Here is a 21512-nt window from a genome sequence, read left to right on the forward strand (position 1 = left end):
CGGGTCATTGCCGCCGCCGCGTTACAGAACGTTTTGCACTTCGAGCCTGTGCGATGAATCTCGGGTTGTTTCGCATACGCGAATGGCGACGGCAGTGGGTGGCTCTTGCGCTGAGTCTCATTGCCGTCGCCGCGATGTGGGGCGTCATACGCTTTTGGCCGCGCCCCTCGCTATCGGAAGCGATCCCGCTGTCGACCGTGGTGCGCGACCGCGAGGGCCGGCTGTTGCGGCTGACCCTCGCCAGCGACCAGCGCTATCGTTTGTGGGTGCCGCTGAAGGATATTTCGCCGCGACTGGTCGAAGCGGTGATGCTGCAGGAGGACGCGTGGTTCCGCTGGCATCCGGGATTCAATCCGGTCAGCCTGCTGCGCGGCGCCTGGTCCACCTACGGCAGCGGCGAGGCCCGCGTCGGCGGTTCCACCCTGACCATGCAGCTTGCGCGCCTGCGCTGGCGCCTGCAGACCCGCGATGTGCGCGGCAAGCTGGTGCAGATCGCGCGCGCGGTGCAACTGGAGCTGTGCTATTCCAAGGACGACATCCTTGAGGCCTATCTTAATTTCGCCCCCTACGGCGGCAATATCGAAGGCGTCGGCGCGGCCAGCCTGATCTATTACCGCAAGCCCACCGATCGCCTGACGCTGCCCGAATCCCTGGCCTTGGCCGTGCTGCCGCAAGCGCCTTCGCGCCGCGGCAAACTCGCCGTCCACGAAGACGGCAGCGACGACGACGCCTACTACATCGGCCGCGGCCTGCAAGCCGCGCGCGCGCGGCTGTATGCGCGCTGGCGCGAACGCCACCCCGAGGACGCCGCCGAAGACGCGCTGCTGAACCTGCCGCTGCGCCTGCACAGCGCGCGCGAACTGCCGTTCCGCGCGCCGCATCTGGTCGATCGCGTGCTGGCCGAGCAAGCCTGGCATCCCGAGGCCGGGCCGGAACTGAAGACCACGCTCGATACCCGCCTGCAGCGCCTGCTCGAAGAACGCGTGCGCAATCATCTGCAGCGCGAACGCAGCCGCGGCCTGCGCAACGCCAGCGCGATCCTGATCGACACCCGCGACATGGGCGTGCGCGCGCTGGTCGGTTCGGTGGATTACTTCGACGCCTCGATCCAGGGACAGGTCAACGGCAGCGACGCCAAGCGCTCGCCCGGTTCCACCTTGAAGCCTTTTATCTACGCCCTGGCCCTGGATCAGGGCGTGCTGCATCCGCAGACCGTGCTGCGCGACGTGCCCAGCGCGTTCGGCCCGTACACGCCGGAGAATTTCGACGGCCGCTTCATGGGCCCGGTGACCGCGACCGAAGCGCTGGTGCGCAGCCGCAATATTCCCGCGGTGTATGTCGCCTCCCAGCTCAAGCAGCCCGGCTTCTACGATTTCCTGCGCCAGGCCGGAGTCAGCCGCATGGCCAGCAAGGATCACTACGGCCTGGCGCTGGTGCTCGGCGGCGGCGAAGTGACGATGAACGAGCTGGCGCGCATGTACGCGATGCTCGGCAACGACGGCCGCCTGCGCGCGCTGCGCTGGCGCGAGAGCGATCCGCAGGAAGAAGGCGCGCGCCTGATCAGCGCCGAGGCCGCGTTCATCACCCGCGACATGCTGCGGCATAACCCGCGCCCCGACGCGGGTTCGCAATCGGCCTCGCGGCCCTTGCCGGTGGCCTGGAAGACCGGCACCTCGTGGGCGTTCCGCGACGCCTGGAGCGCCGGCATCGTCGGCCCATATGTGCTGGTGGTGTGGATGGGCAATTTCGACGGCGCCAGCAATCCGGCCCTGGTCGGAGTGGAAGCGGCGGCGCCGCTGTTCTTCGACATCGTCGACGGGCTGCAGGCCGCGCGCGTGGATCTGGCCGATCCGGTGCGGCAATGGCCGATCAACCTCAAGCGCGTGGAAGTCTGCCGCGCCAGCGGCGACCTGCCCAACGCCTGGTGCCCGCAGCGCGGCATGACCTGGTTCATCCCCGGCAAGTCGCCGATCCGGATCAGCACCGTGCATCGCGCGATCGCCCTGGACAAGATCAGCGGCCGTCCGGTGTGCGGCCGCTTCGATCCCAGCACCATGCGCACGGAAGTGTTCGAATTCTGGCCGTCGGATCTGGCCCAGGTGTTCGTGCAGGCCGGCATCCCGCGCAAGCGTCCGCCGTCCGGCCACGACTGCGGCGGCGCCCAGGACTGGCTGGGTTCGGCGCCGAGCATCACCTCGCCCTATCGCGCCACCCGCTACACGATGCGGCTGTCGCATCCGGATCAAGTCAACCTGAGCCTGACCGCGACGGTCGATGCCGACGTGTCGAAGCTGTACTGGTTCGTCGGCAACACCTTCATCGGCAGCGCCGACCCGGGCAAGGCGCTGGCCTGGACGCCGGACCGCACCGGGCAGTTCCGGGTGTCGGTGGTCGATGATCGCGGACGCAGCGATGAGCGGGAGATCGAGGTTGCGGTGGTGCAGTAGCGCTGCATCGCCGAGGCGTCGCTTCGCAATGAATTTGTTCAAGTCGCCGTTTCGAGCGTAGAGCCGCCGTGCTTTTTTTTGCTCGTCATTCCCGCGAACGCGGGAATCCAGGGCCTTTCGTGCGAGAACCTTTGAAGTCGCTGGATCTTCGGCTTCGTCGAAATAAAGCGGAGCCCGCCTTCGCGGAAACGACGAGTAAAAAACCGCGGATGCCGCGATCCGGCCCACCCTGGCTTAGGATGACCTTCGCCATCACCCAAGGCTGCCCTCTCATGCCCCGGTCGCCGAGCGTCCGCCTATCGCCCGCCCTGCTGGCGCTAGTCGTATCGATCACCGCCGCATTCGCGATATCGCCCGCCTCCGCGGCCGCACTCTCCAACGAACAAGCCGTAGCCGCACTCGCGCACGGCTGCTGGTCCATCCGCGGCGCCGACGACGATGGCGTCGCGCGCCGATTGAACTGGCAAGAAGCGAAGTCGTCGCCGTCCGGATTGTTCGGCGAAATCCGCCGCGTCGTCCCCGATCCACGCGAACCCTCGCTGCAACTGGCGCTGACCAATCGCGGCTCCCAGCTGATCATGGCGGTCCTCCCCGACGGCGCGGACGGCGCCGACACCGCGCGCCGACCCGGCGCCCGCATCCGATCCCCGCGTCCCGAAGCCGCGACGCTGAACGCCATCGTGCACGCACGCGCCGGCCTTCACGACATGCACCGCGCGAACGCCTAGTGTGGCCGGGTGCGCCACCGGTCCCTTGCGAGAACCCCGCCATGTCGCGTTCCCTGATTGCTTTCGCCCTCGGCGCATCGCTGCTCACGCTCGGCTGCTCCCATGCCGACGCCGCCAAACGCCCCGCGCCGCCCGCATCGCCGCCGGCGCAGGCCACGCCGGACGAGATCGACCGCGTGCGTGGCTGCTGGATTCAGAAAGTCGAACCCGACGGCCGCGCCACCTTGCTGCTGCGCCTGTTGCCCGATCGCGAACACCCGCAATGGCTCAGCGGCCAGTTGCAGCGCGCCGACGGCGACGATCCCGATCGCCGCGTGCAGTTGTGGTTCGCGCGCGACGGGCGCTCGGCGCTGTTGGCCAGCCGCCCGATCACCGATCCCACACCCGCACCGGCATCCAGGCCCGCGCCGATGCGGCAGTTGCCGCACACCAAGGCGATCAAGCCCAACGCCGACGCGATGGCCTCGTTGATCGCCAATCCGCAAGCGCGGATCGAATACGAGCGCATACCCACCACGGCATCGCCGGCGCCCGCCGCATCGGCGGACACCCGCACCCTGGACTACCGCGAACGCGGCGCGAGCAAGCGCCTGCGCATCGAGGTCTCGCCCGAGCACTTGAAGCTCAGCATCGTCGGCGCCGCGCTGTCGCATAAGCCGGGCACGCCGAATTCCGCCGCGGTGGTGTTGTTCGACGGCGGCCGCGACGGTTGCGATTGAGCCGCCGCGGCCCGCGGCCGCGGCAATCGAACGCGCCCGCGCTCAGCGAACGCTGGCCGCCGTCACCCGCCACACCGTATTGCCGACGTCGTCGCTGACCAGCAAGGCGCCGCGCTTGTCCAGGCGCACGTCCACCGGCCGCCCCTGCGCGTCTTCCTTCGCGTCGAGAAACCCGGTCAGTACATCCACCGGCGCGCCGTCGGGTTTGCCGTTCTTGAACGCAACGAAGATCACCTTGTAGCCGCTCTTGGGCTTGCGGTTCCACGAGCCGTGCTGGCCCACGAACAAGCCATTGGCGAACGCCGCCGGCAGCGTCGTCCCCTGCGAAAACGCGATGCCGAGCGAGGCGGTATGCGGCCCGAGCGCGTAATCCGGCGCCAGGGCCGAGGCGACCAGCTGCGGATTCTGCGGCTGCACCCGCGTATCCACGTGCTGGCCATAATAGCTGTAAGGCCAGCCGTAGAAACCGCCGTCCTTGACCGAGGTGATGTAGTCGGGGACCAGATCGCTGCCGATTTCATCGCGCTCGTTGACCGCGGTCCACAGCGCGCCCGTGCTCGGCTCCCAGGCCAGGCCGTTGGGATTGCGCAGGCCGGTGGCGAACAGGCGCTTCTTGCCGCTGGCGCGGTCGAGTTCCCAGATCGCCGCGCGGCCTTCCTCCATCTGCATGCCGTTCTCGCCGACATTGCTGTTGGAACCGACGGTGATGTAGAGCTTGCTGCCGTCGGCGCTGGCGATGAGGTTCTTGGTCCAGTGGTGATTGATGCCGGCCGGCAGGTCGGTGATCTTCACGCCCTTGTCGGCGATGCCGGTGTCGCCGTCGTGATACGGAAAACGCCACACCGCGTCGGCGTTGGCGACGTACAACGCGTTGCCGACCAGGGCCATGCCGAACGGCGAATGCAGATCCTTGAGCAGCACCGTGCGCAATTCGGCGATGCCGTCGCCGTCGGCATCGCGCAGCAGGCTGATGCGGTCGGCGCTGGGCACGGCCGCGCCGGCTTTCTTCATCACCCGCGCCGCGGCCCAGGCCTTGAAGCCGGAGGCTTTCTGCTCCGAGGCCGGCGCGTTGCTTTCGGCCACCAGCACGTCGCCGTTGGGCAGCACATGCAGCCAGCGCGGATGATCGAGCCCTTGCGCGAACGCCTGCACCGCCAGTCCCGCGGCGGGCGTGGGCTTGGCGCCCGCCGGCCAGCCGATGGCCGGCGCGATGTTGACGGTCGGCAGCGTCGTCGCGTTCGGCGCGGGCAATCGCGGCCTGGGACCGGTGCCGTCGGAGACCTGCAGGCTCGCGCTCTCGCCGCAGGCGCTCAGCACCGCTGCCGACAGCAGCGACAGCGACAGAATCGAAAACCAACGGCGGCGCGGATGGCGCATGTCGAATCCTCATCGCGACTAGAGGCCGAGCATGCATCGCGGATTATTAAGACGATGAGAAAGCAATCACGCCATGGGCCATCCGTGCGTATCCGCGTCGCGGGACCGGCGGCTGGAAATCCTGGCCCGGCGCGCGCCATCAGCAACCGGCCGGCCTATCTGCAGGCGCACGGAACACCGCGCGATGCCGCCGGACTGAGCGAGCACAACCTGCTCGGCTTCGCCCCGACCGCGACGCTCAATCGTTGGCTGCTGCGCGACGTCCACGGCAACGAACTCGACATCGCCCCGCGCCTGCACGCCTCCAGCGGCGAAACCCTGCGCCAGCTCGTCCTGGCCGGCGAAGACATCGTCTGTCTGTCGGACTTCATGACCCGCGAAGACCGCCGTCGCGGCGACTTGGTGCAGTTGGTCGCGAGCGAAACGCTGGACGCGCGCCAGCCGATCAACGCGGTCTACTACCGCAACACCCAACTGGCGTCGCGGATCGCGTGTTTTCTCGATTTCGTCGCCGAGCGGCTGGCGCCGCGCGGCGGTGAAGCGGCCTGGGAATAAGCGCAGCTTTCTCTTCTCTCTCCCGCAAGCGGGAGAGGGACTCCGTGGTCGATCGGACACGAGGCGCATTAGAGCGTTTCGATCCGGGATATCCGGATTGCCGCCTCGTTTATCGCCGATTGGCGCGCCGATAGCCTGTGGACATCGTCTCCGACCGGAAGTCGCATGCCCCTGCATCCGCAAGCCCAAGCCATGATCGAGGCCTATTCGCCCGATCCCGACCTCGACTATCGACAACTGGACGCCGCGCAACTGCGCGCGTCCTTCGCCATCCCCGAACCCGCCGCGCCGCCACGCGCCGACGTGGTCATCGAACCCCTGAGCGCGCCGGGCCCGGCCGGGTCGATCGCGCTGCGGCTGTACCGCCCCGCCCCGGCCTCTGGCGATGCCGCCGCCCTGCCGATCACCGTCTATCTGCACGGCGGCGGCTTTGTCCTAGGCAGTCCCGACACCACCGACGGCCTGTGCCGCAGCCTGGCGGCGTGGGCGCGGACGCTGGTGGTGTCGGTGGATTACCGGCTCGCGCCGGAAGCGCCGTTTCCGGCCGGGCTCGACGACGCTTACGCGGCCTTGTGCTGGGTCGCCCGGCACGCCGGCGAATTCGGCGGCGACGGCGAACGCATCGCCATCGCCGGCGACAGCTCGGGCGGCAATTTCGCCGCGGCGCTGGCGCAACGCGCGCGCAGCGACGGGCCGCGCCTGCGTCATCAGCTCTTGCTGTATCCGGTGCTCGACGCCGCCTGCGCCCATCCCTCGTATCGCGAATTCGCCGAAGGCTATTTCCTCAGCGCGCCGATGATGCAGTGGTACTGGCGCCAGTACCTCGACGGCGCCGATCCGGCCGACCCGCGGGTGTCGCCGCTGCGCGCCGCGGACCTGCGCGATCTGCCGCCGGCGACGGTGTTCAGCGCCGAATACGACGTGCTGCGCGATGAGGCCGAGGCCTATGCGCAGGCGTTGATCGCGGCGGGCGTAGCGGTCTGCAGCCGGCGCTGGGACGGGCAGATCCACGGTTTCATGCTGCAGCAAGGCCGCGTCGATGCCGCCGACACGGCGCTCGCGCAGGCCGCCGCGGCGCTGCGCGCGGCGTTCGCCTGAGCGCGGCACGCGGACAAAGCCTGGAAGGAAGATGACCCTGCACCGCGTAGCGCCGCGGTGCAGGGTCGGAAGTGGCGGACGGTCACGGTACCGTCCCGCCACAAGCTGCCGCCGGCATCCTGGAGATATGACGGCGGTTCGACTGGGCCCAGTCATAAGCAAGAACGGCACAGGCGGCGCGCCCCCCTACCTCGGCCGGGCCACAGTCGTCGCGTAGTCGGCGCCGGAGGTAGGCGCGGCCGGAGCAGACCCGTAGGCGCGGCCGGAGCAAACCCGTCGGCGCGGGCCGCCAAGCCCGCGATCCAACCGGTAATCGGCGTCCCGATCGCCCCGCCCTGTCGGCGTCCCGGATGCGGTTCGCGCCGCCCAGCGCCCGCGACCGCCTCCGCGATCAGCCGCCCGGCTTCTTTTTCGACAACTCGGCCTTTTCCTGTTCGGTCAGCGCGCGATGGCCGTAGCTGATCACCCGCGTCATCCGCCATTGTCCGTCCTTGAGCGCCCACACCATCAGGAACTTGGCGCCGCCCTCGCACTTGCCGCTGCTCACTTCGCAGAAGCGGTGCTCGCCTTCCTCGATCGCGCCGTAGTCCTTGATCGGATAGACCTTCAGCGTTGCCGGCAACAACTCGCGGCGCACCTTGTCGCAGATGTATTTGCGGGTGTTGGACACGACCGTGGCGCGGTCGAAACTGGCGCCGCCCTTGTCGTGATAGAACTCGACGTCGGGCGAAAAATACTGTTCGAAGGTTTCCAGATCGCAACGGTTATAGGCATCGAACACCTTGCTGTCGAGCCCGGCGATGGTGTCGCGCAGCGCCTCGTCGGCGCTGAGTTCATCGGCCCTCGCGGCGGCGCCATACAGCGACAACGCGGCGGTAAGCACCGATGCGGCAAGCAGAAAACCCCGATCCTTCATGACGGATACATCCCTTGTGAAAACGGTGAGCGGCCATCGGCCGGAAACGAAATCCGCAGGCAACCTCGCGCGGCTCAGGATTTCTTCGCCGCCTTCGGCTGGCCGGATTTGGCCTCGGCATCCTTCGCCACCGGCGTCAACCGAAGATCCTGGAAATCGAAGCTGAAATCGGTCAAGGGCGAGATCGCCTCCATGCGCAGCTCGCGCACGTTCCCGTCCGGCGTCAGGGAGAAATTGAGGAAGGCGTCGGCGTTGAGCCAGCGCTGATCCCAGCGCACGATGAAGGTGTCGTGCTGCCAGTGGCTGAGCTCGCCGACCAGATCCTTGGTGCGGCCGAAACGCACCCGCAATTTGCCGCCCGCGGCCGGCTCGATGAACACATCGCCGTACCACGGATCGCGATACGCGCCGGCGTAGCCCGACAGCGGCAGCGAGGGTTTGGATTTGGCGTCGCGCGCGGCGAGGTGCTTGTTCCAATCCTCATCGGCCTTGTCGTGGCTCTTGGCCAGGGCGGCGGCATAGGCCGCGTTCCAGTCGGTTTTCGGCGCGTCCAGATACGCGTCGAGCGCGCGCAGCGTCACTGCCTGGAACGCGCCGCCGAGTTCGGCGTTGGTCAACACCACCACGCCGAGTTTCTGCTCGGGCAGCAAGGTCACCCGCGAAACCATGCCCGGCCAGCCGCCGGTATGCCAGACCAACTTCTTGCCGCGATAGTCGGTGAGCTGCCAGCCTTCGCCGTAACCGGAGAAATTCGGCTTGACCGGCGCCAGTTCCGGCACCGCCGGTTCCGAAATCGCAATCGGCGTCACCACCGACCACATCTCGCGCTGGCGCTTGGCGCTGAACAAACGTTGTTCCTCGCCGCCTTCGCGGCCATAGACGCCGCCGTCGAGCTGCATGCGCATCCATTTGCTCATGTTGTGCACGCTGGAATACAGCCCGCCGGCGCCGGCGACGTTCGACCAGCTCATGCGCGGCGCGGTCTGCAACATCTTGAAATCGGCCTTGGCATGGCCGCTGGCGACGTTGTCGCCGGCGCGCAGCGCATCGGCGTTGTAGCGGGTTTCGTCCATGCCCAGCGGCTTGAAGATGCGCTGGTCGAGAAACTCGCGATAGCTGCGGCCGCTGGCTTTCTCGACCACCAGCTGAGCGACGCCGTAGAGAATATTGTCGTAGGCGTACTGGCCGCGAAAACCGCCGCTCAGCGGCACTTCGGCCAAGCGCCGCGCGACCTCTTCGTTACTGTAGTCGGTGCCGGGCCAAAACAGCAGATCGCCCGCGCCCAGGCCCAGGCCGCTGCGGTGCGCGAGCAGATCGCGCACGCGCATCTCGCGGGTCACGTAGGGATCGGCCATGCGGAACCACGGCAGATGGTCGATCACCCGATCGTCGAGACTGAGCTTGCCGTCGTCGGCCAGCATCGACAGCGAGGCCGAGGTGAAGGCCTTGGTGTTGGAGGCGATGGCGAACAAGGTGTGGGCATCGACCGGCTCGGACTTGCCCAGCTCGCGCACGCCGTAGCCGCGTTCGAGCACGATGCGCCCGTCCTTGACGATGGCCACGGCGATGCCCGGCACTTCGAATTGCTTGCGCACCGATTCGACGTAGGCGTCGAAATCCCGCAGTTGTTCCGGCAGCGGCGGCTCGGCGGCGGCGGCGGTGTTGACGGGCGTTTGCGCGGCCGCAGCCGCGGCGCTCACGCAGATCAGCAATCCGGCGCCGTGCGCCTTCCAGTCGGTGGCTCGCATCGTTTCAAGACCCTGGCAATCGGCAAGTCGCCCACTCTCGGCGATCGCGCGGCGCGGCACCAGAGGCCGGAAGTTGGGTGGCACCGGGCGTCCAGACCGGGCAGGCCGGCGGCCGGCGGCGCGCGCGCGGCATAATGCGCCGTCGCCCGTTGTCGGTTTCCGCCGGCGCTCGTTTCTTCGTACCCGGTTGATCCGCCCATGCCCACCCCGCCCGTCTCCACCCTGCTCCCGCTGCCCGGCTTGGCCGTGATCGGCGGCGGCCCGGCCGGCCTGATGGCCGCGCAGGCCGCGCGCGCGATGGGCGTGGAGGTGGATGTGTTCGAGGCCAAGGGCTCGGTCGGCCGCAAGTTTCTGATCGCCGGCAAGGGCGGGCTCAATCTGACCCACGGCGAACCGCGCCCGGCCTTCGACCACCGCTACGGCCGGCGCAGCGCGGCGATCGCGCACTGGCTCGACCAATTCGACGCCGACGCCCTGCGCGAGTGGGCGCGCGGTTTCGGCGTGGAGACCTACCTCGGCAGTTCCGGCCGCGTGTTTCCGATGGACCGCAAGGCCGCGCCGTTGCTGCGTGGCTGGGTGCGGCGCCTGCGCGAGGACGGCGTGCGCTTCCACGTGCAGCATCGCTGCATCGGTTGGAGCCAGGACGGCGCGCTGCGTTTCGACACGCCGTCGGGCCTGGTGCATGCGCGCGCACGCGCGAGCGTATTCGCGCTGGGCGGCGGCAGTTGGCCGGAACTGGGCTCCGACGGCGCCTGGACCGAGTGGATGAGCGAACGCGGCGTGGACATCGCACCCTTGCAGCCGTCCAACTGCGGTTTCGACATCGGCTGGAGCGCGCACTTCGCCGAGCGCCATGCCGGCGCGCCGCTCAAGCCGGTGATCGCGCATTGGCGCGACGGCGATGGCATCGAGCGATCGCTGCAGGGCGAATGCGTGGTCACCGCCACCGGCATCGAGGGCAGCCTGGTGTACGCCTTGTCGGCGACGCTGCGCGATGCGATCGCGGCGCAGGGTTCGGCCGTGCTCGAACTCGATCTTGCGCCCGGACGCGACCTTACGCGTTTGCAACACGATTTCGCCCAGCCGCGGCGCGGCCGCAGCGTCGGCGAGCATCTGCGCCGGCAGACCGGCCTGGACGGCGTCAAAGCCGCGCTGGTGTTCGAGGTCTTGGGCAAGGACGGATTGAACGATGCGGCGGTGGTCGCGCGCACGATCAAGCGTTTGCCGTTACGCCTGCGCAGCGCGCGCCCGATCGCGGAAGCGATCAGCAGCGCCGGTGGCGTGCGGCTGGAAGCGATGGATTCCGCGCTGCGGGTGTCGGCGCTGGCGAACGATGTTTTTTGCGCGGGGGAAATGCTGGATTGGGAGGCGCCGACTGGCGGCTATTTGCTCACTGCGTGTTTCGCCAGTGGCTTGATCGCGGGGCGGGCTGCGGCGAAGCGGCTATCGGAAACGCAGCCAGCCTGAGCCCCAAAACGAGTTCCCCCCTTTGAAAAAGGGGGGCCAGGGGGGATTCGCTTTTGCTCTAAGCAACAGCAAAAGCAAATCCCCCGGCGCAGCAGGCAGCGCCCTCTTCGTCAATCAACGCCGGGCGCCAGCCCCCTTTTTCAAAGGGGGCGAAGTTGTGCGGCTTCGAGTGGATCGGGCAACGCAGCGACGAAACGCCTTACGACGCCGCCTTCTCCACCGCCTTGCCCATATAGAACATCGACGCGCACAAGCCCACGCCCTGCGCCGTCGCCGCCGGCAGATCGCCGCCCTGCAGCGCCATCAGCTTGACCACATCGCCCGTGGGTTCGCTGACTTTGGCCAACGCGATGAAACCCGTCGGCGTAGTGCCGCAGAACGCATTGGCCGGCGTTTCCTTCGGCGGCGTCTGCTCGATCACCCGGCGCAGTTCCACCGTCTGGCTGGCTTCGACCTGCATGGTCGCGCCATAGGTCTGGCCGGCCGAGTACTGGTCGCCGCCGCGCACGATCGCCACGCGCTCGGTCTTGTACAGCGAGCCGTTCTCGCCCTTGAGCTCCAGATCGTCGATGGTCAGCTTGCCGGTGGTGGCCTGCGCCACCGGATTGCCGGGTTCGAACACGCCCAGCGCCACCGGCGTGAGCATCGGCGGCGAGGCGCGCGAGACCGGATCGGCGTCCGGATCGGGCACGGCCTGCGGCGGCGGCGGCGGAGCGGCGGTGGTTTCCTGCGGGGCGGCAGTGTTGACCGGCGCGCTCTGGCTGCAGGCGGCCAACGCCAGAACGGCGAGCGCGAGCAGACTCAGAGCGGGGAACGAGCGTCGGTTCATCGAGGGTCCTCAATTCGATTCAAATTCGGCCGGCAACGGCAACCGGCCTGGCGTCCATCGGCAACGCGAAGGGGACCCGGCGCGCGGGCGCCGGCGCGATGCGAACGCGCAGCCTAACCGCAGGCCGCGTTTGGACGGGTTAATAGTTTGTAATAAATGGCAAAAATTGCCGATCAGGCGGCCGCGTCGCGCAAAGGCCGCAACTGCGGGTCCAGCGCCACGCGTTCGTCGAAGACGAAGCAATGGCCCTGATAGTGCTTGCCGCCGACGCGCTCGAAGTAACCCAGGATGCCGCCGTCGAGCTGGAGCACGTTGTCCATGCCGTCCGCGCGCAGCCACAACGCGGCTTTTTCGCAGCGGATTCCGCCGGTGCAGAAGCTGACCACGGTGGCGTCGCGCAAGGCTTCGCGGTGCGGCGCGAGCGCTTCGGGCAACTCGGTGAAGTTGTCGATCGGCAGGGTCAGCGCGTGTTCGAAACTGCCGTAGCCGACCTCTTCGCGATTGCGCGTATCCAGCAACACGACGCGGCGGCCGTCGTCATCGACGCCGCGGTCGAGCCAGCGTTCGAGTGTGCCGGGCGTCACAGTCGGCGCGCGTTCTTGCAGCGGCGAGGCCTGATCGCGGCGGAACGCGATGATCTCGCGCTTGACCTTGACCTTGAGCCGGGCGAACGGCTGGGACTGGCTGTGGCTGTACTTCACCGCCAGCGTCTGGAAACGCGGGTCGGCGCGCAGGCCATCGAGCAGGGTTTCGATGGCCGCGGCCGGGCCGGCCAGGAACAGGTTGATGCCCTCGCCCGCGACCAGCGCGGTGCCCCGCAGTTGCAGGGTCTCGGCCTGTTCACGCAATTGCCGGGCGAGCTGCGGCGGATCGTCGATGACGGTGAAATGGTAGGCGGCGATGTTGACGATCATGCCGCCATTCTAAAGCACCCCCGGGCGGCGGCGCCTTTGCGAGCCTGACACGGTCGCGCTGGGCCGAAGCTGAACCGCGCCGCGAACCTTCCGCGACAGCCGCGGTCCCAAGTTTTGCGTGGCCGTATCGCGAAGGCTGATAAAGCCGACGGACCGCGCAGACGCCGCGGCAAGGGCCCGGCGTCGCCCCGACATCTGCGCCATAAGGAGGCGTTTGCATGAAGATTCAGCTCAACACCGACCATCACCTGCGCGGCGACGAATCGCTGACCCACCACGTCGAAGGCGTGATCGATCACAGCCTGAGCCGCTTCCGCGACCAGGTCACGCGGGTGGAAGTGCATTTGCGCGACGTCAACGGCCCCAAGGCCGGCGGCGGCGACAAGCACTGCGCGATGGAAGCGCGGCTGGAAGGCCGACCGCCCGTGGCCGTGACCGAAGACGCCGCCACCATGCGCGGCGCGATCAGCGGCGCGGCGCGCAAGTTGCAGCGGGTGTTGGACAGTTCGCTGGGGCGATTGTCGGGTTGAGTCAGGTACCTGTCGCAGTGACCTTCGCCGCCGCTTTCATTTCATCGCGGCGGATGAGGCGCTGCGATGTTCTATTCGCAAGCGGCCGGTCCGGAAGAGATCGCTCTGGATGAGGCTGCTGGGTAATCAGGTGAGATATCGCAACAAACGGCCGCTGCGTCATCGCAGCGGCCGTTCTGGTTTTCAGGCGCGGCGCGCGCTCAACGCTTGGTCGTGATCGAACGCCGCAAGTTGTTGCGCGCGGCCGCGTCGAAGCGCTGGTGGTAGTAATCGCTGAGGAAGATCCGCTCGCGTTTCAGCAGCCCTTTGAGAAAGCGCCGGCGATTGAGCCGGAACAGCGGCCCCGGCACGTGGCCGCGGTACTCTGAAGCGATGCCGCGGTCGTAAGCGTCGAACGCCGCCGGCTCGGCGCCGAGGATGGCCATGTCGCCGTCGAGGAACAGGCGGGTTTGTTCGTCGACATCGTCGCGCGCGATCGCGCCGTGGCGCGCGGTGAGTTCGATCAGTTCGACGACGCGGTCGCTGTCGATGCCGGCGCCGCCCATCCAGCGCGCGATGTGTTCGCGCGCTAGCAGCGCCGAGCGCGCTTCGTTGTCTCGGCGTCCGGCTTCGTAGATGGCATCGTGGTACAGCACCGCCAGCGCGACCTCGCGCGGCTGCGTCCAGCCGGGGCCGGCGGCGACGTCGGCGTAATGGCGCAGCACTTCGGCGACGTGGCCGATGTTGTGGTAAGCGCGCGGCGGTGTGGCGTAGGCGGCTTCGAGCGCGGCGCGCTGCTCGGGCGCCAGCTGCAATGGCAACTGCGCCAGCGCGGTTTCGGGCAGGCGGTCTTTGGAATCGGACGAAGCGGCGGCGGTTTCGGACATAGCGGCGAGGCTGCTGCCAAGGGGTGCAGGCATCTTGGCATTTTTGCCGTTGTCGCGGCGTGGCGGTTGTGTTGGCGTGTCGCAACGCGACCGCACACCGACAATCGCCCCTTCGACAAATCGCCCCCTTTGAAAAAGGGGGCTGGCGCCTGCGTTGTACGAAGCGTTGGGACGCTTGAATGCGCCGGGGGATTTGCTTTTGGAGCGAAGAGCGAATCCCCCCTGCCCCCCTTTTTCAAAGGGGGGAACAGCACGGGCTTCGGGTGGGAGATTGGATCGGCGCGACGACAAATCGCCCCCTTTGAAAAAGGGGGCTGGCGCCTGCGTTGTACGAAGCACCAGGACGCTTGAATGCGCCGGGGGATTTGCTTTTGGAGCAAAAAGCGAAATCCCCCCTGCCCCCTTTTTCAAAGGGGGGAACAGCACGGGCTTCGGGGGAACAGGGCGTCGCTCCATCGTCGCGCAAAAAACAAAACGGGCGCGGCCCTGAGGCCGCGCCCGCTTCACCTACCTACTGCCTTCCGATCCAGACCAGCACCGCCGATCAGTACTTCTTCTCGAAGTTGATCATGAAGCTGTTGTCGTCGTCATTGCCGCTGCCGAACAAGCCGCGGTACTCCAACCGCAGCGCCCAGTCGCGCTCGCTCTGCAACACCGCGCCCAGGCCGAACACGAAGCGGTTGCGGTCCAGACCCTGCAGGCGCGCACGGTAGAACGGGCCGCCGACCATGTCGGCATAGCTCATCGTCGCGAAGCTGTCGTCCTGGAAGTCGTGCTGGTATTCCAGGCGCAACTGCGGCGAGAACGTGCCCCAACGCACCGGGTACCGGTAATCCACGCGCAGGCCCAGGCTGGTGGTGGTGGTATCGACATCCTGGTCGCGATAAGCCAGCACGTACTGCGGATCGCCGTTCTCGGTGTAGCCGTCGAGGGTGGCGCGCGCCACGTCCACGCGGGCATAGGGCGACACGCGCAGGCGATCGCGCTGGTAGTCCATGCCGGCGGAGACCGACGCGAACCACTGGTTGCCGTCGCGGCTGCCGCGGACCATGCCGCCGGTGTCGGTGACGTGGCGGCGCGAGTCGAACGACATCCACTGGTAACCCAGCAAGCCGTCGAGATAGAAGCTCTCGCCCGGGTGGTAGCTGGCGTACAGCACCGCGCTGTAGCTCTCGCCCTTGCTGCGGCTGCCGCGCGTGCCGACATCGGTGTCGTCGCGGCCGTAGCCGATGCCGCCGCCGAAGGCGAAGTCGCGACGCAGGCGGTAGTCCGCGCCCAGGCTGATGCCGCTGGTCTCGAAGTCCAGCCCGGCCGAGCCGCCGCCGCGACCGTCGCGGTTGCCGCTGTTGATGGTGCCGCCGGTCCAGATGCCGTACTGCGGACCGGTGCCTTCCACCGCCGGCTTGGGTTCGAGCGAGGCGCGCTCGTCGCCGAGCATCGGTTGACGGCAATCGCTGCCCGGCGTGCGCCGCGCTTCGTCGCGGCAACGCGAGTCGATCGAGAAACTCAGGCCGTTGTCGAAGCGCGTGCCCGCCGTGCCGCCGTCGTGCAGGCCTTCCATGCGCTGCTGGAAGTTGCCGATCTGCGAGCTGGCGAAGCGGCGCGCCGCCTCGGTCTGGGCGTTGAGGATGCCCAGCACTTCCGGGTCCTTGGAAGGATCGCTGCGCGGCATGACTTCGATTTCGATCGTCGCCACCGCCGAGGTCGCATAAGCGTTGTTGAGGGTGAAGCTGGCCACGGTGACGCCGGAGTAGCCGATCACCGAGGTATAGCGCAGCTCGTAGGTGCCACCGGATGCGCCGACCGTCGCCGTGCCGGCGTTGGCCGGCGTCAGCGACACCAGGTTGGCCGCGGTGAACGGACCGCCGCGCGCGCCCAGGGTCAGATCGACGGTGATCGTCGCGCCGGCCACGGTACGCACGCGCCGCGATTGCGCGACCGGCACCGCGTTGACGGTGATGGTCGAGGTGATCGGCGCGGACGGGCCGAAGGCGTTGTTGAGGGTGTAGGTCAACGCGATCGCGCCGACGGTATCGGCCGCGGGCGTGTAGAGGATCTGCGTGCCCTGCACCACCGCGGTGCCCGAGCTCGGCGGCGTCAGCAAGGTCACGCGGGTGAACGGACTGCCGCTGGCGCCGTTGGCGGCGTCGATGGTGACCGCCTGCGTCTGCAGCGTGGTCACGTTCTGCGGCTGGCCCACCGGCACCGGCAAGGCGGTCACGGTGATGCTGACCGTGGCCGGCGCCGAGGTGCCGCCGGGACCGCTGGCGGTGTAGGTGAAGCTGTCGCTGCCGAAGTAGTTCGCGGCCGGCGTGTAGATCACGTTGATGCCGCTGGCGGTCGCGGTGCCGTGCGCCGGCGCCGAGGCCACCGCGACGGCGGTGATGATGCCGGTGTCGTTGGCGGTGACGTTCACGGTGACCGGCTGGTTGGACGGCGTGGTCGCGGTGTCGTCCACCGCCACCGGAACCGCGTCGGCGATCACGATGGTGTACGGCGCCGTGGTGTTGTAACCGGCATCGTCGGTGGAGCGGATGTTGGCGGTGTAGCTGCCGGCCGTGATCGGCGTGCCGCTCAACACACCCGCCGAGCTGAAGCTGACGCCGATCGGCAGATTGCCCGAGACGATCGCGTAGGTGTACGGCGCGATGCCGCCGCTGCTGGTCAGCGCCTGGTTGTAGGCCACGCCGACGATCCCGCCCGGCAACGTCGCCGGAGCGATCACCACGGTCGCCGGGTCGATGGTGAAGGTGTAGACCTTCGACGCGGTCTGGCCGTTGCTGTCGGTGGAGCGCGCGGTGAGGCTGAAGTTGCCGTCCGAGCGCGGCACGCCGGAGAACACGCCGGCCGAACTGAAGGTCATGCCGACCGGTAACGCGCCGCTGAGCAGCGAGTAGCTGTACGGAGCGACGCCGCCGGTGCTGCTCAGGGTGGCGCTGTAGGCGACCGCGGCGGTGCCGTTGGGCAGGGTCGGCGGATCGATGGCGATGACCGGGGTCGCGACCACGATGGTGTAGTTCTGCTGCAACGCGAACGGCGCGCCGGTGCCGGTGCTCGAATCGAGCACGCGCACCGCGACGTTGTAGTTGCCCGGCACCGTCGGCGTACCGCTGAGCACGCCGGCCGAGCTGAAGCTCACGCCGACCGGCAAGGAGCCGGCGGCCAGGCTGAAGCTGTACGGCGCGGTGCCGCCGGAAGCGGCGAAGTTGATGGACGAGGCGACGCCGTAGTTCATCGGCAGATTACCCGGCGCCGGAGTCATCGCCAGGGTCGGCGCGCTCACCGTCAACACGAAGGCCTGCGCCTGGAAGAACGGGCCGGTGCCGGTGCTGCTGTCGGTGGCGCTGGCGTTGAGCGGGAAGGAGCCGGCCGCGGTCGGCGTGCCGCTGACGGTCACGCTGTTGGCGGTGTTGCCGGTGATGCTCAGGCCCGCCGGCAGACCGGCGACGTTGTAACCGCTGAACGGCTGCGCGCCGCCATTCCAGGTGAAGGTCTGGGTGTAGGCCGCGCCGACCTGCGTGGTCAGCGGGTCCGACGCAGTCACCGAAATGATCGGACTGGCCACGGTGACGTTCACCGCGGCCGGAGCCGAGGTGCCGACGCTGTTGCTGGCGGTGTAGGTGAACGGATCGGGTCCGGCATAGCCCGGGTTGGGCTGATAGACGATGTTCAAGCCGCTGACGCTGGCGGTGCCGTGCGCGGGTGGCGCCGCGATCGCGATCGAAGCCGCGATGCCGCCGCTGGTGCTCGCGGCGAAGGACACCGGCGGGCTGTCGTAAGCGACCGGCGGCGGCGTCAGCGGATTGGCGACCGGCACGATGTCGTTGACCACCAGGGTGTAGCTCTGCGGCGCCGAGCTGTAAGGACCGGTGCCGGTGCTGCTGTCGGTGGCGACGACGGTGAAGTTGAAGGTGCCCGGCGCGCTCGGCGTGCCGGACAGCTGACCGGCGCTGCTGAAGCTGATGCCCGCGGGCAAGCTGCCCGAAGCCGGCGCGTACGAATACGGCGAGGTGCCGCCGGTGGCCGGATTGAGGCTGGCGCTGTAGGCCGAGGCCACGGTCGCGTTCGCCAGCGATGTCGGCGGCAACACGATGGTCGAGGCGCCGATGGTCAGCGTGTAAGCGCGCGAACCGGTGTACGGGCCGCTGCCGGTGCTGCTGTCGGTCGCGGTGACGGTGAAGTTGAAGGTGCCGCCCGCGCTGGGCGTGCCGCTGATCGTGCCAGTGCTGCTCAGGCTCACACCGGCCGGCAAGGCGCCGGCGCTGAGCGCGAAGCTGTAGCCCGGCGTGCCGCCCGACGCGGTCAGCGCCTGGCTGTACGCCTGCGCGACGCCGCCGTCGGGCAGCGCGGCCGGCGTGACGACGATCGTCGCCGCGGCCACGACCACCGTATAGGCGCGCGAACCGCTCTGGCTGTGCGCATCGGTCGCGGTGACGGTGAAGTTGAAGGTGCCGCCCGCGGTCGGCGTGCCGCTGATCGTGCCCGCGCTGCTCAGGCTCACGCCGGTCGGCAAGGCGCCGGCGGTGATCGTGTAGGCATACGGAGCGATACCGCCGCTCGCGCTCAACGCTTCGCTGTAGCTCGCGGCGATCTGCGCGCCCGGCAAGGTCGGCGGCGCGATCACGATGGTCGGCGCGGCCACCTGCAACACGTAGTTCTGCGTGCGCGAGAACGGTGCGCCGGCGCCGGTGGAGCTGTCGGTCGCGCGCACCGAGAAGGTGAACAGGCCGGTCACGGTCGGCGTACCCGACAACAGGCCGGTGGCGCCGGCCAGGCTCAGGCCGGCCGGCAGCGCGCCCGCCGAAACGGTGTAGGCGTAAGTCGGCGTACCGCCGCTGGCGACGAAGGCCTGGCTGTAGGCCGCGCCGTAAGTCGCGCTCAAGGTGCCCGCGGCCGGCGTCATGCTCAGCGTCGGCGCGCTCACCGTCAGGGCGAAGGCCTGGGCGGTGGTGAACGGACCGCTGCCGGTGCTGCTGTCGGTCGCGCTGGCGTTGAGCGTGAAGCTGCCCGCCGCGCTCGGCGTGCCGCTGACGGTGACGCTGTTGGCGGTGTTGCCGGTGATGCTCAAGCCGGCCGGCAGGCCGGTCACGGTGTAGCCGGTGAACGGCTGCGCGCCGCCGTTCCAGGTGAAGGTCTGGGTGTAGGCGGTGCCGACCTGGGTGGTCAACGGACCCGACGCGGTCACCGTGATGCCCGGGGGCTGCACGTTGATCGTGACCGTGGCCGGCGCCGAGGTCCCGGCGCTGTTGGTCGCGGTGTAGGTGAAGGTATCCGGACCGGCATAGCCCGCGGTGGGCTGGTAAGTGATTGCCAGACCCGACGCGATCGCCGTGCCGTGCGCCGGCGCGGTGCCGATCGCCACCGAGGTGGCGACGCCGCCGCCGCTGGTGTTCAGCGCGATCGCGGTGGGGCCGGCGTTGTAGTTCACCGACTGCGTGACCGGATTGGCCACCGGCGGAATGTTGGTCACCTGCAGCGAGTAGCCGCGCGGCGCCGAGCTGTAAGGCCCGCTGCCGGTGCTGCTGTCGGTGGCGGTGACGCTGAAGTTGTACGTGCCGGCCAAGGTCGGCGTGCCCGACAGGGCGCCGGCGCTGCTCAGGCTGATGCCCGCCGGCAGCGAGCCGACGGTGACCGCGTAGGTGTACGGCGCGGTGCCGCCGCTGGCGGCGTTCAAGGTCGCGCTGTAGGCCTGATCCTGGGTCGCATTGGCCAGCGTGGTCGCCGGCAGAACGACCGTCGGCGCAGCGATGACCAGACTGTAGGCGCGCGAACCGGTATGCGGCGCGCCGGTGCCGGTGCTGGTGCCGGTCGCGGTGACGGTGAAGTTGAAGGTGCCGCCCGCGGTGGGCGTGCCGCTCAGGACGCCGCCGCTGCCCAGGCTCAGCCCGGCCGGCAACGCACCGGCGCTGATCGCGAAGGTGTACGGCCCGATGCCGCCGCTGGCGGTGATGGTCTGGCTGTAGGCCGCGGCGACCGTGCCGCCGGTCAAGGTCGTCGGCGCGATCACGATGGTCGGCGCAGCGACCGCCAAGGTATAGGCGCGGGTACCGGAGAAGTTGGCGCTGTCGGTGGCGCGCACGGTGAAGTTGAACGTGCCCGCCGCGGTCGGCGTGCCGGTCAGGGCGCCGGTGGTGGTGTTGAGCGTGAGTCCGGCCGGCAGCGCGCCGGCGGAAATCGCGAACGTATACGGCGCGGTGCCGCCGCTGCCGGTGAAGGTCTGGCTGTAGGCGACGCCGACGGTGGCGCCCGCGATGGTGGCCGGATTGACCACGATGGTCGGCGGTTCGATGACCGTGACCGTGTAGTCCTTGAGTCCGAAATTATCCGAGCCGTCGTTGGCCGTGCTGCTGTCCTTCGACTTGACCCGGAATGTGTACGTGCCCGAGACCGTCGGCGTTCCGCTGATCACGCCGCCCGAGCTCAGGCTCAATCCGGGCGGAAGCGGGCCGGGCACGGCTTCCAGGGTGTAGGTGTACGGCGCCACGGCGCCGCTGCTGGTGAGCGTGGTCGAGTACGCCACCGTGCGCGCCGGCGTCGGCAACGCCGCCGGGCCGATCGCCGGCGGCGTGTTGGGAATGATGAAGGTGTAGGACTTGGTGGTGGTCAGCGGCGTCGGCGCGGTCGAATCGGTCACGCCGATGTTGACCGTGAAGCTGCCGCGCCGGGTCGGGGTGCCGTTGAAGGCGCCGCCGCTGAAGGTCATGCCGGTCGGCAGCGTGCCGACGCTGAGGTTGAACACGTACGGCTCGACGCCGCCGGTGGCGCTCAGCGCCTGGCTGAAGGGCAGGCCCAGCGCGGGCGCGATCGACGCCGGCGACACCACGATCGGGCTCGCCGACGGCGCGATGGTCACGTTGACGTTGACCGTGCCGCCGGTGCCGTCGTTGAAGACGAAACTGTCGCTGGTCGCGCTGTCGCCGTTGTGGGTATAGGTGACGGTCTGCGGACTGAACTGCGAGATGGTGACGATGCCGTGCGAAGGCGGAACATAGCCCGGCGCGCCGACGCCGCCGATGCCCAGGTTGTCCGGGCCGTCGCAGGCGCTGGCGTCGATGATGTGCGCGCCGTTGTTGGTCACGCTGATATTGAACGGCCCGCAAAAGACCGAAGGCGCCGCCCAGGCGCCGCTGGACCAGGCGGTCAGGCCGAGGCAGATCAGCAACAGCGCGAACCGGCGCATGGCCGACCCGATCCAACGTAGTGCGAACCGGTCCGGCCCGGACGAGACGGCCGGACGGGCCAACGAAACGCCCGAATGACGCGCTGACTGCTGCTGCATGGCTGTGATCCCCTGAGGTCGGCAAAACCGCCTTCTAGG

Annotated in this window: 14 protein-coding genes; 7 read left to right on the plus strand and 7 right to left on the minus strand. The window is 68.6% G+C overall.

The features are described 5' to 3' along the window. The first annotated feature begins 134 nt into the window (after nucleotides 1-134). The 3 genes from pbpC (at nucleotide 135) to J7J50_RS19415 (ending at nucleotide 3894) form a co-directional block, all read left to right on the plus strand. Complete coding sequence (pbpC, locus tag J7J50_RS19405; RefSeq protein WP_251047323.1) at nucleotides 135-2447, plus strand: penicillin-binding protein 1C; 2313 nt, start codon at nucleotides 135-137, stop codon at nucleotides 2445-2447. 239 nt (nucleotides 2448-2686) lie between these two features. Then, nucleotides 2687-3175, plus strand: a complete 489-nt coding sequence (locus tag J7J50_RS19410; RefSeq protein WP_215055473.1) for a hypothetical protein — start codon at nucleotides 2687-2689, stop codon at nucleotides 3173-3175. A 41-nt stretch (nucleotides 3176-3216) separates the two neighbouring features. After that, nucleotides 3217-3894 carry a hypothetical protein gene (locus tag J7J50_RS19415; RefSeq protein WP_215055475.1) on the plus strand — a complete coding sequence of 226 codons (678 nt, stop codon included), beginning with the start codon at nucleotides 3217-3219 and terminating at the stop codon, nucleotides 3892-3894. A gap of 42 nt (nucleotides 3895-3936) precedes the next feature. Here J7J50_RS19415 and J7J50_RS19420 read toward each other — a convergent pair whose 3' ends face one another. After that, entirely contained in the window at nucleotides 3937-5271 is a 1335-nt protein-coding gene (locus tag J7J50_RS19420) for a sorbosone dehydrogenase family protein (protein WP_215055477.1), read from the minus strand. A gap of 54 nt (nucleotides 5272-5325) precedes the next feature. On the opposite strand from J7J50_RS19420, the gene J7J50_RS19425 reads away from it, so the two are divergent. Both J7J50_RS19425 and J7J50_RS19430 read left to right on the plus strand, forming a co-directional pair. Beyond that, nucleotides 5326-5826, plus strand: coding sequence for a LysR substrate-binding domain-containing protein (locus J7J50_RS19425; protein ID WP_251044497.1), 501 nt, complete (start codon nucleotides 5326-5328; stop codon nucleotides 5824-5826). 165 nt (nucleotides 5827-5991) lie between these two features. Beyond that, nucleotides 5992-6924 carry an alpha/beta hydrolase gene (locus J7J50_RS19430; RefSeq protein ID WP_215055481.1) on the plus strand — a complete coding sequence of 311 codons (933 nt, stop codon included), beginning with the start codon at nucleotides 5992-5994 and terminating at the stop codon, nucleotides 6922-6924. A 391-nt stretch (nucleotides 6925-7315) separates the two neighbouring features. On the opposite strand, the gene J7J50_RS19435 is transcribed toward J7J50_RS19430, so the two are convergent. Together J7J50_RS19435 and J7J50_RS19440 are read right to left on the minus strand one after the other, a co-directional pair. Beyond that, the gene (locus J7J50_RS19435) at nucleotides 7316-7840 is read right to left on the minus strand and encodes a nuclear transport factor 2 family protein (RefSeq protein WP_215055483.1); all 525 of its coding nucleotides are present in this window, start codon (nucleotides 7838-7840) and stop codon (nucleotides 7316-7318) included. A gap of 74 nt (nucleotides 7841-7914) precedes the next feature. Next, a complete protein-coding gene (locus J7J50_RS19440) occupies nucleotides 7915-9588 on the minus strand; it encodes a serine hydrolase (RefSeq protein ID WP_215055485.1) in 1674 nt (557 codons plus the stop codon). A 198-nt stretch (nucleotides 9589-9786) separates the two neighbouring features. On the opposite strand from J7J50_RS19440, the gene J7J50_RS19445 reads away from it, so the two are divergent. Continuing rightward, a complete protein-coding gene (locus J7J50_RS19445; RefSeq protein ID WP_215055487.1) occupies nucleotides 9787-11055 on the plus strand; it encodes a TIGR03862 family flavoprotein in 1269 nt (422 codons plus the stop codon). Nucleotides 11056-11254: 199 nt separating this feature from the next. Here J7J50_RS19445 and J7J50_RS19450 read toward each other — a convergent pair whose 3' ends face one another. Continuing rightward, the gene (locus J7J50_RS19450; RefSeq protein WP_215055489.1) at nucleotides 11255-11884 is read right to left on the minus strand and encodes a hypothetical protein; all 630 of its coding nucleotides are present in this window, start codon (nucleotides 11882-11884) and stop codon (nucleotides 11255-11257) included. 173 nt (nucleotides 11885-12057) lie between these two features. Beyond that, nucleotides 12058-12798 (minus strand): sulfurtransferase, encoded by a 741-nt coding sequence (locus J7J50_RS19455; RefSeq protein ID WP_215055491.1) that lies wholly within the window; start codon nucleotides 12796-12798, stop codon nucleotides 12058-12060. A gap of 218 nt (nucleotides 12799-13016) precedes the next feature. Here J7J50_RS19455 and J7J50_RS19460 point away from each other — a divergent pair, with 218 nt between their 5' ends. Next, a complete protein-coding gene (locus J7J50_RS19460; protein WP_215055493.1) occupies nucleotides 13017-13328 on the plus strand; it encodes an HPF/RaiA family ribosome-associated protein in 312 nt (103 codons plus the stop codon). Nucleotides 13329-13528: 200 nt separating this feature from the next. Here the strand turns inward: J7J50_RS19460 and J7J50_RS19465 are convergent, their stop codons facing one another. Both J7J50_RS19465 and J7J50_RS19470 read right to left on the minus strand, forming a co-directional pair. After that, nucleotides 13529-14137, minus strand: coding sequence for a hypothetical protein (locus J7J50_RS19465; protein ID WP_215055622.1), 609 nt, complete (start codon nucleotides 14135-14137; stop codon nucleotides 13529-13531). Nucleotides 14138-14738: 601 nt separating this feature from the next. After that, nucleotides 14739-21374 carry a putative Ig domain-containing protein gene (locus J7J50_RS19470; RefSeq protein ID WP_215055495.1) on the minus strand — a complete coding sequence of 2212 codons (6636 nt, stop codon included), beginning with the start codon at nucleotides 21372-21374 and terminating at the stop codon, nucleotides 14739-14741. Nucleotides 21375-21512 lie beyond the last annotated feature (138 nt).

Source organism: Lysobacter sp. ISL-50 (assembly GCF_018612875.1).
GTDB lineage: Bacteria > Pseudomonadota > Gammaproteobacteria > Xanthomonadales > Xanthomonadaceae > Lysobacter.

Excerpts from the sequence above, each read along its gene's own strand:
- pbpC (WP_251047323.1), top strand. The coding sequence starts at position 135 with ATGTGGGGCGTCATACGCTTTTGGCCGCGCCCCTCGCTATCGGAAGCG.
- J7J50_RS19450 (WP_215055489.1), bottom strand. The coding sequence starts at position 11,884 with ATGAACCGACGCTCGTTCCCCGCTCTGAGTCTGCTCGCGCTCGCCGTT.
- J7J50_RS19435 (WP_215055483.1), bottom strand. The coding sequence starts at position 7,840 with ATGAAGGATCGGGGTTTTCTGCTTGCCGCATCGGTGCTTACCGCCGCG.
- J7J50_RS19470 (WP_215055495.1), bottom strand. The coding sequence starts at position 21,374 with ATGCGCCGGTTCGCGCTGTTGCTGATCTGCCTCGGCCTGACCGCCTGG.
- J7J50_RS19445 (WP_215055487.1), top strand. The coding sequence starts at position 9,787 with ATGCCCACCCCGCCCGTCTCCACCCTGCTCCCGCTGCCCGGCTTGGCC.
- J7J50_RS19460 (WP_215055493.1), top strand. The coding sequence starts at position 13,017 with ATGAAGATTCAGCTCAACACCGACCATCACCTGCGCGGCGACGAATCG.
- J7J50_RS19415 (WP_215055475.1), top strand. The coding sequence starts at position 3,217 with ATGTCGCGTTCCCTGATTGCTTTCGCCCTCGGCGCATCGCTGCTCACG.
- J7J50_RS19455 (WP_215055491.1), bottom strand. The coding sequence starts at position 12,798 with ATGATCGTCAACATCGCCGCCTACCATTTCACCGTCATCGACGATCCG.
- J7J50_RS19410 (WP_215055473.1), top strand. The coding sequence starts at position 2,687 with ATGACCTTCGCCATCACCCAAGGCTGCCCTCTCATGCCCCGGTCGCCG.
- J7J50_RS19440 (WP_215055485.1), bottom strand. The coding sequence starts at position 9,588 with ATGCGAGCCACCGACTGGAAGGCGCACGGCGCCGGATTGCTGATCTGC.
- J7J50_RS19430 (WP_215055481.1), top strand. The coding sequence starts at position 5,992 with ATGCCCCTGCATCCGCAAGCCCAAGCCATGATCGAGGCCTATTCGCCC.
- J7J50_RS19420 (WP_215055477.1), bottom strand. The coding sequence starts at position 5,271 with ATGCGCCATCCGCGCCGCCGTTGGTTTTCGATTCTGTCGCTGTCGCTG.
- J7J50_RS19425 (WP_251044497.1), top strand. The coding sequence starts at position 5,326 with ATGAGAAAGCAATCACGCCATGGGCCATCCGTGCGTATCCGCGTCGCG.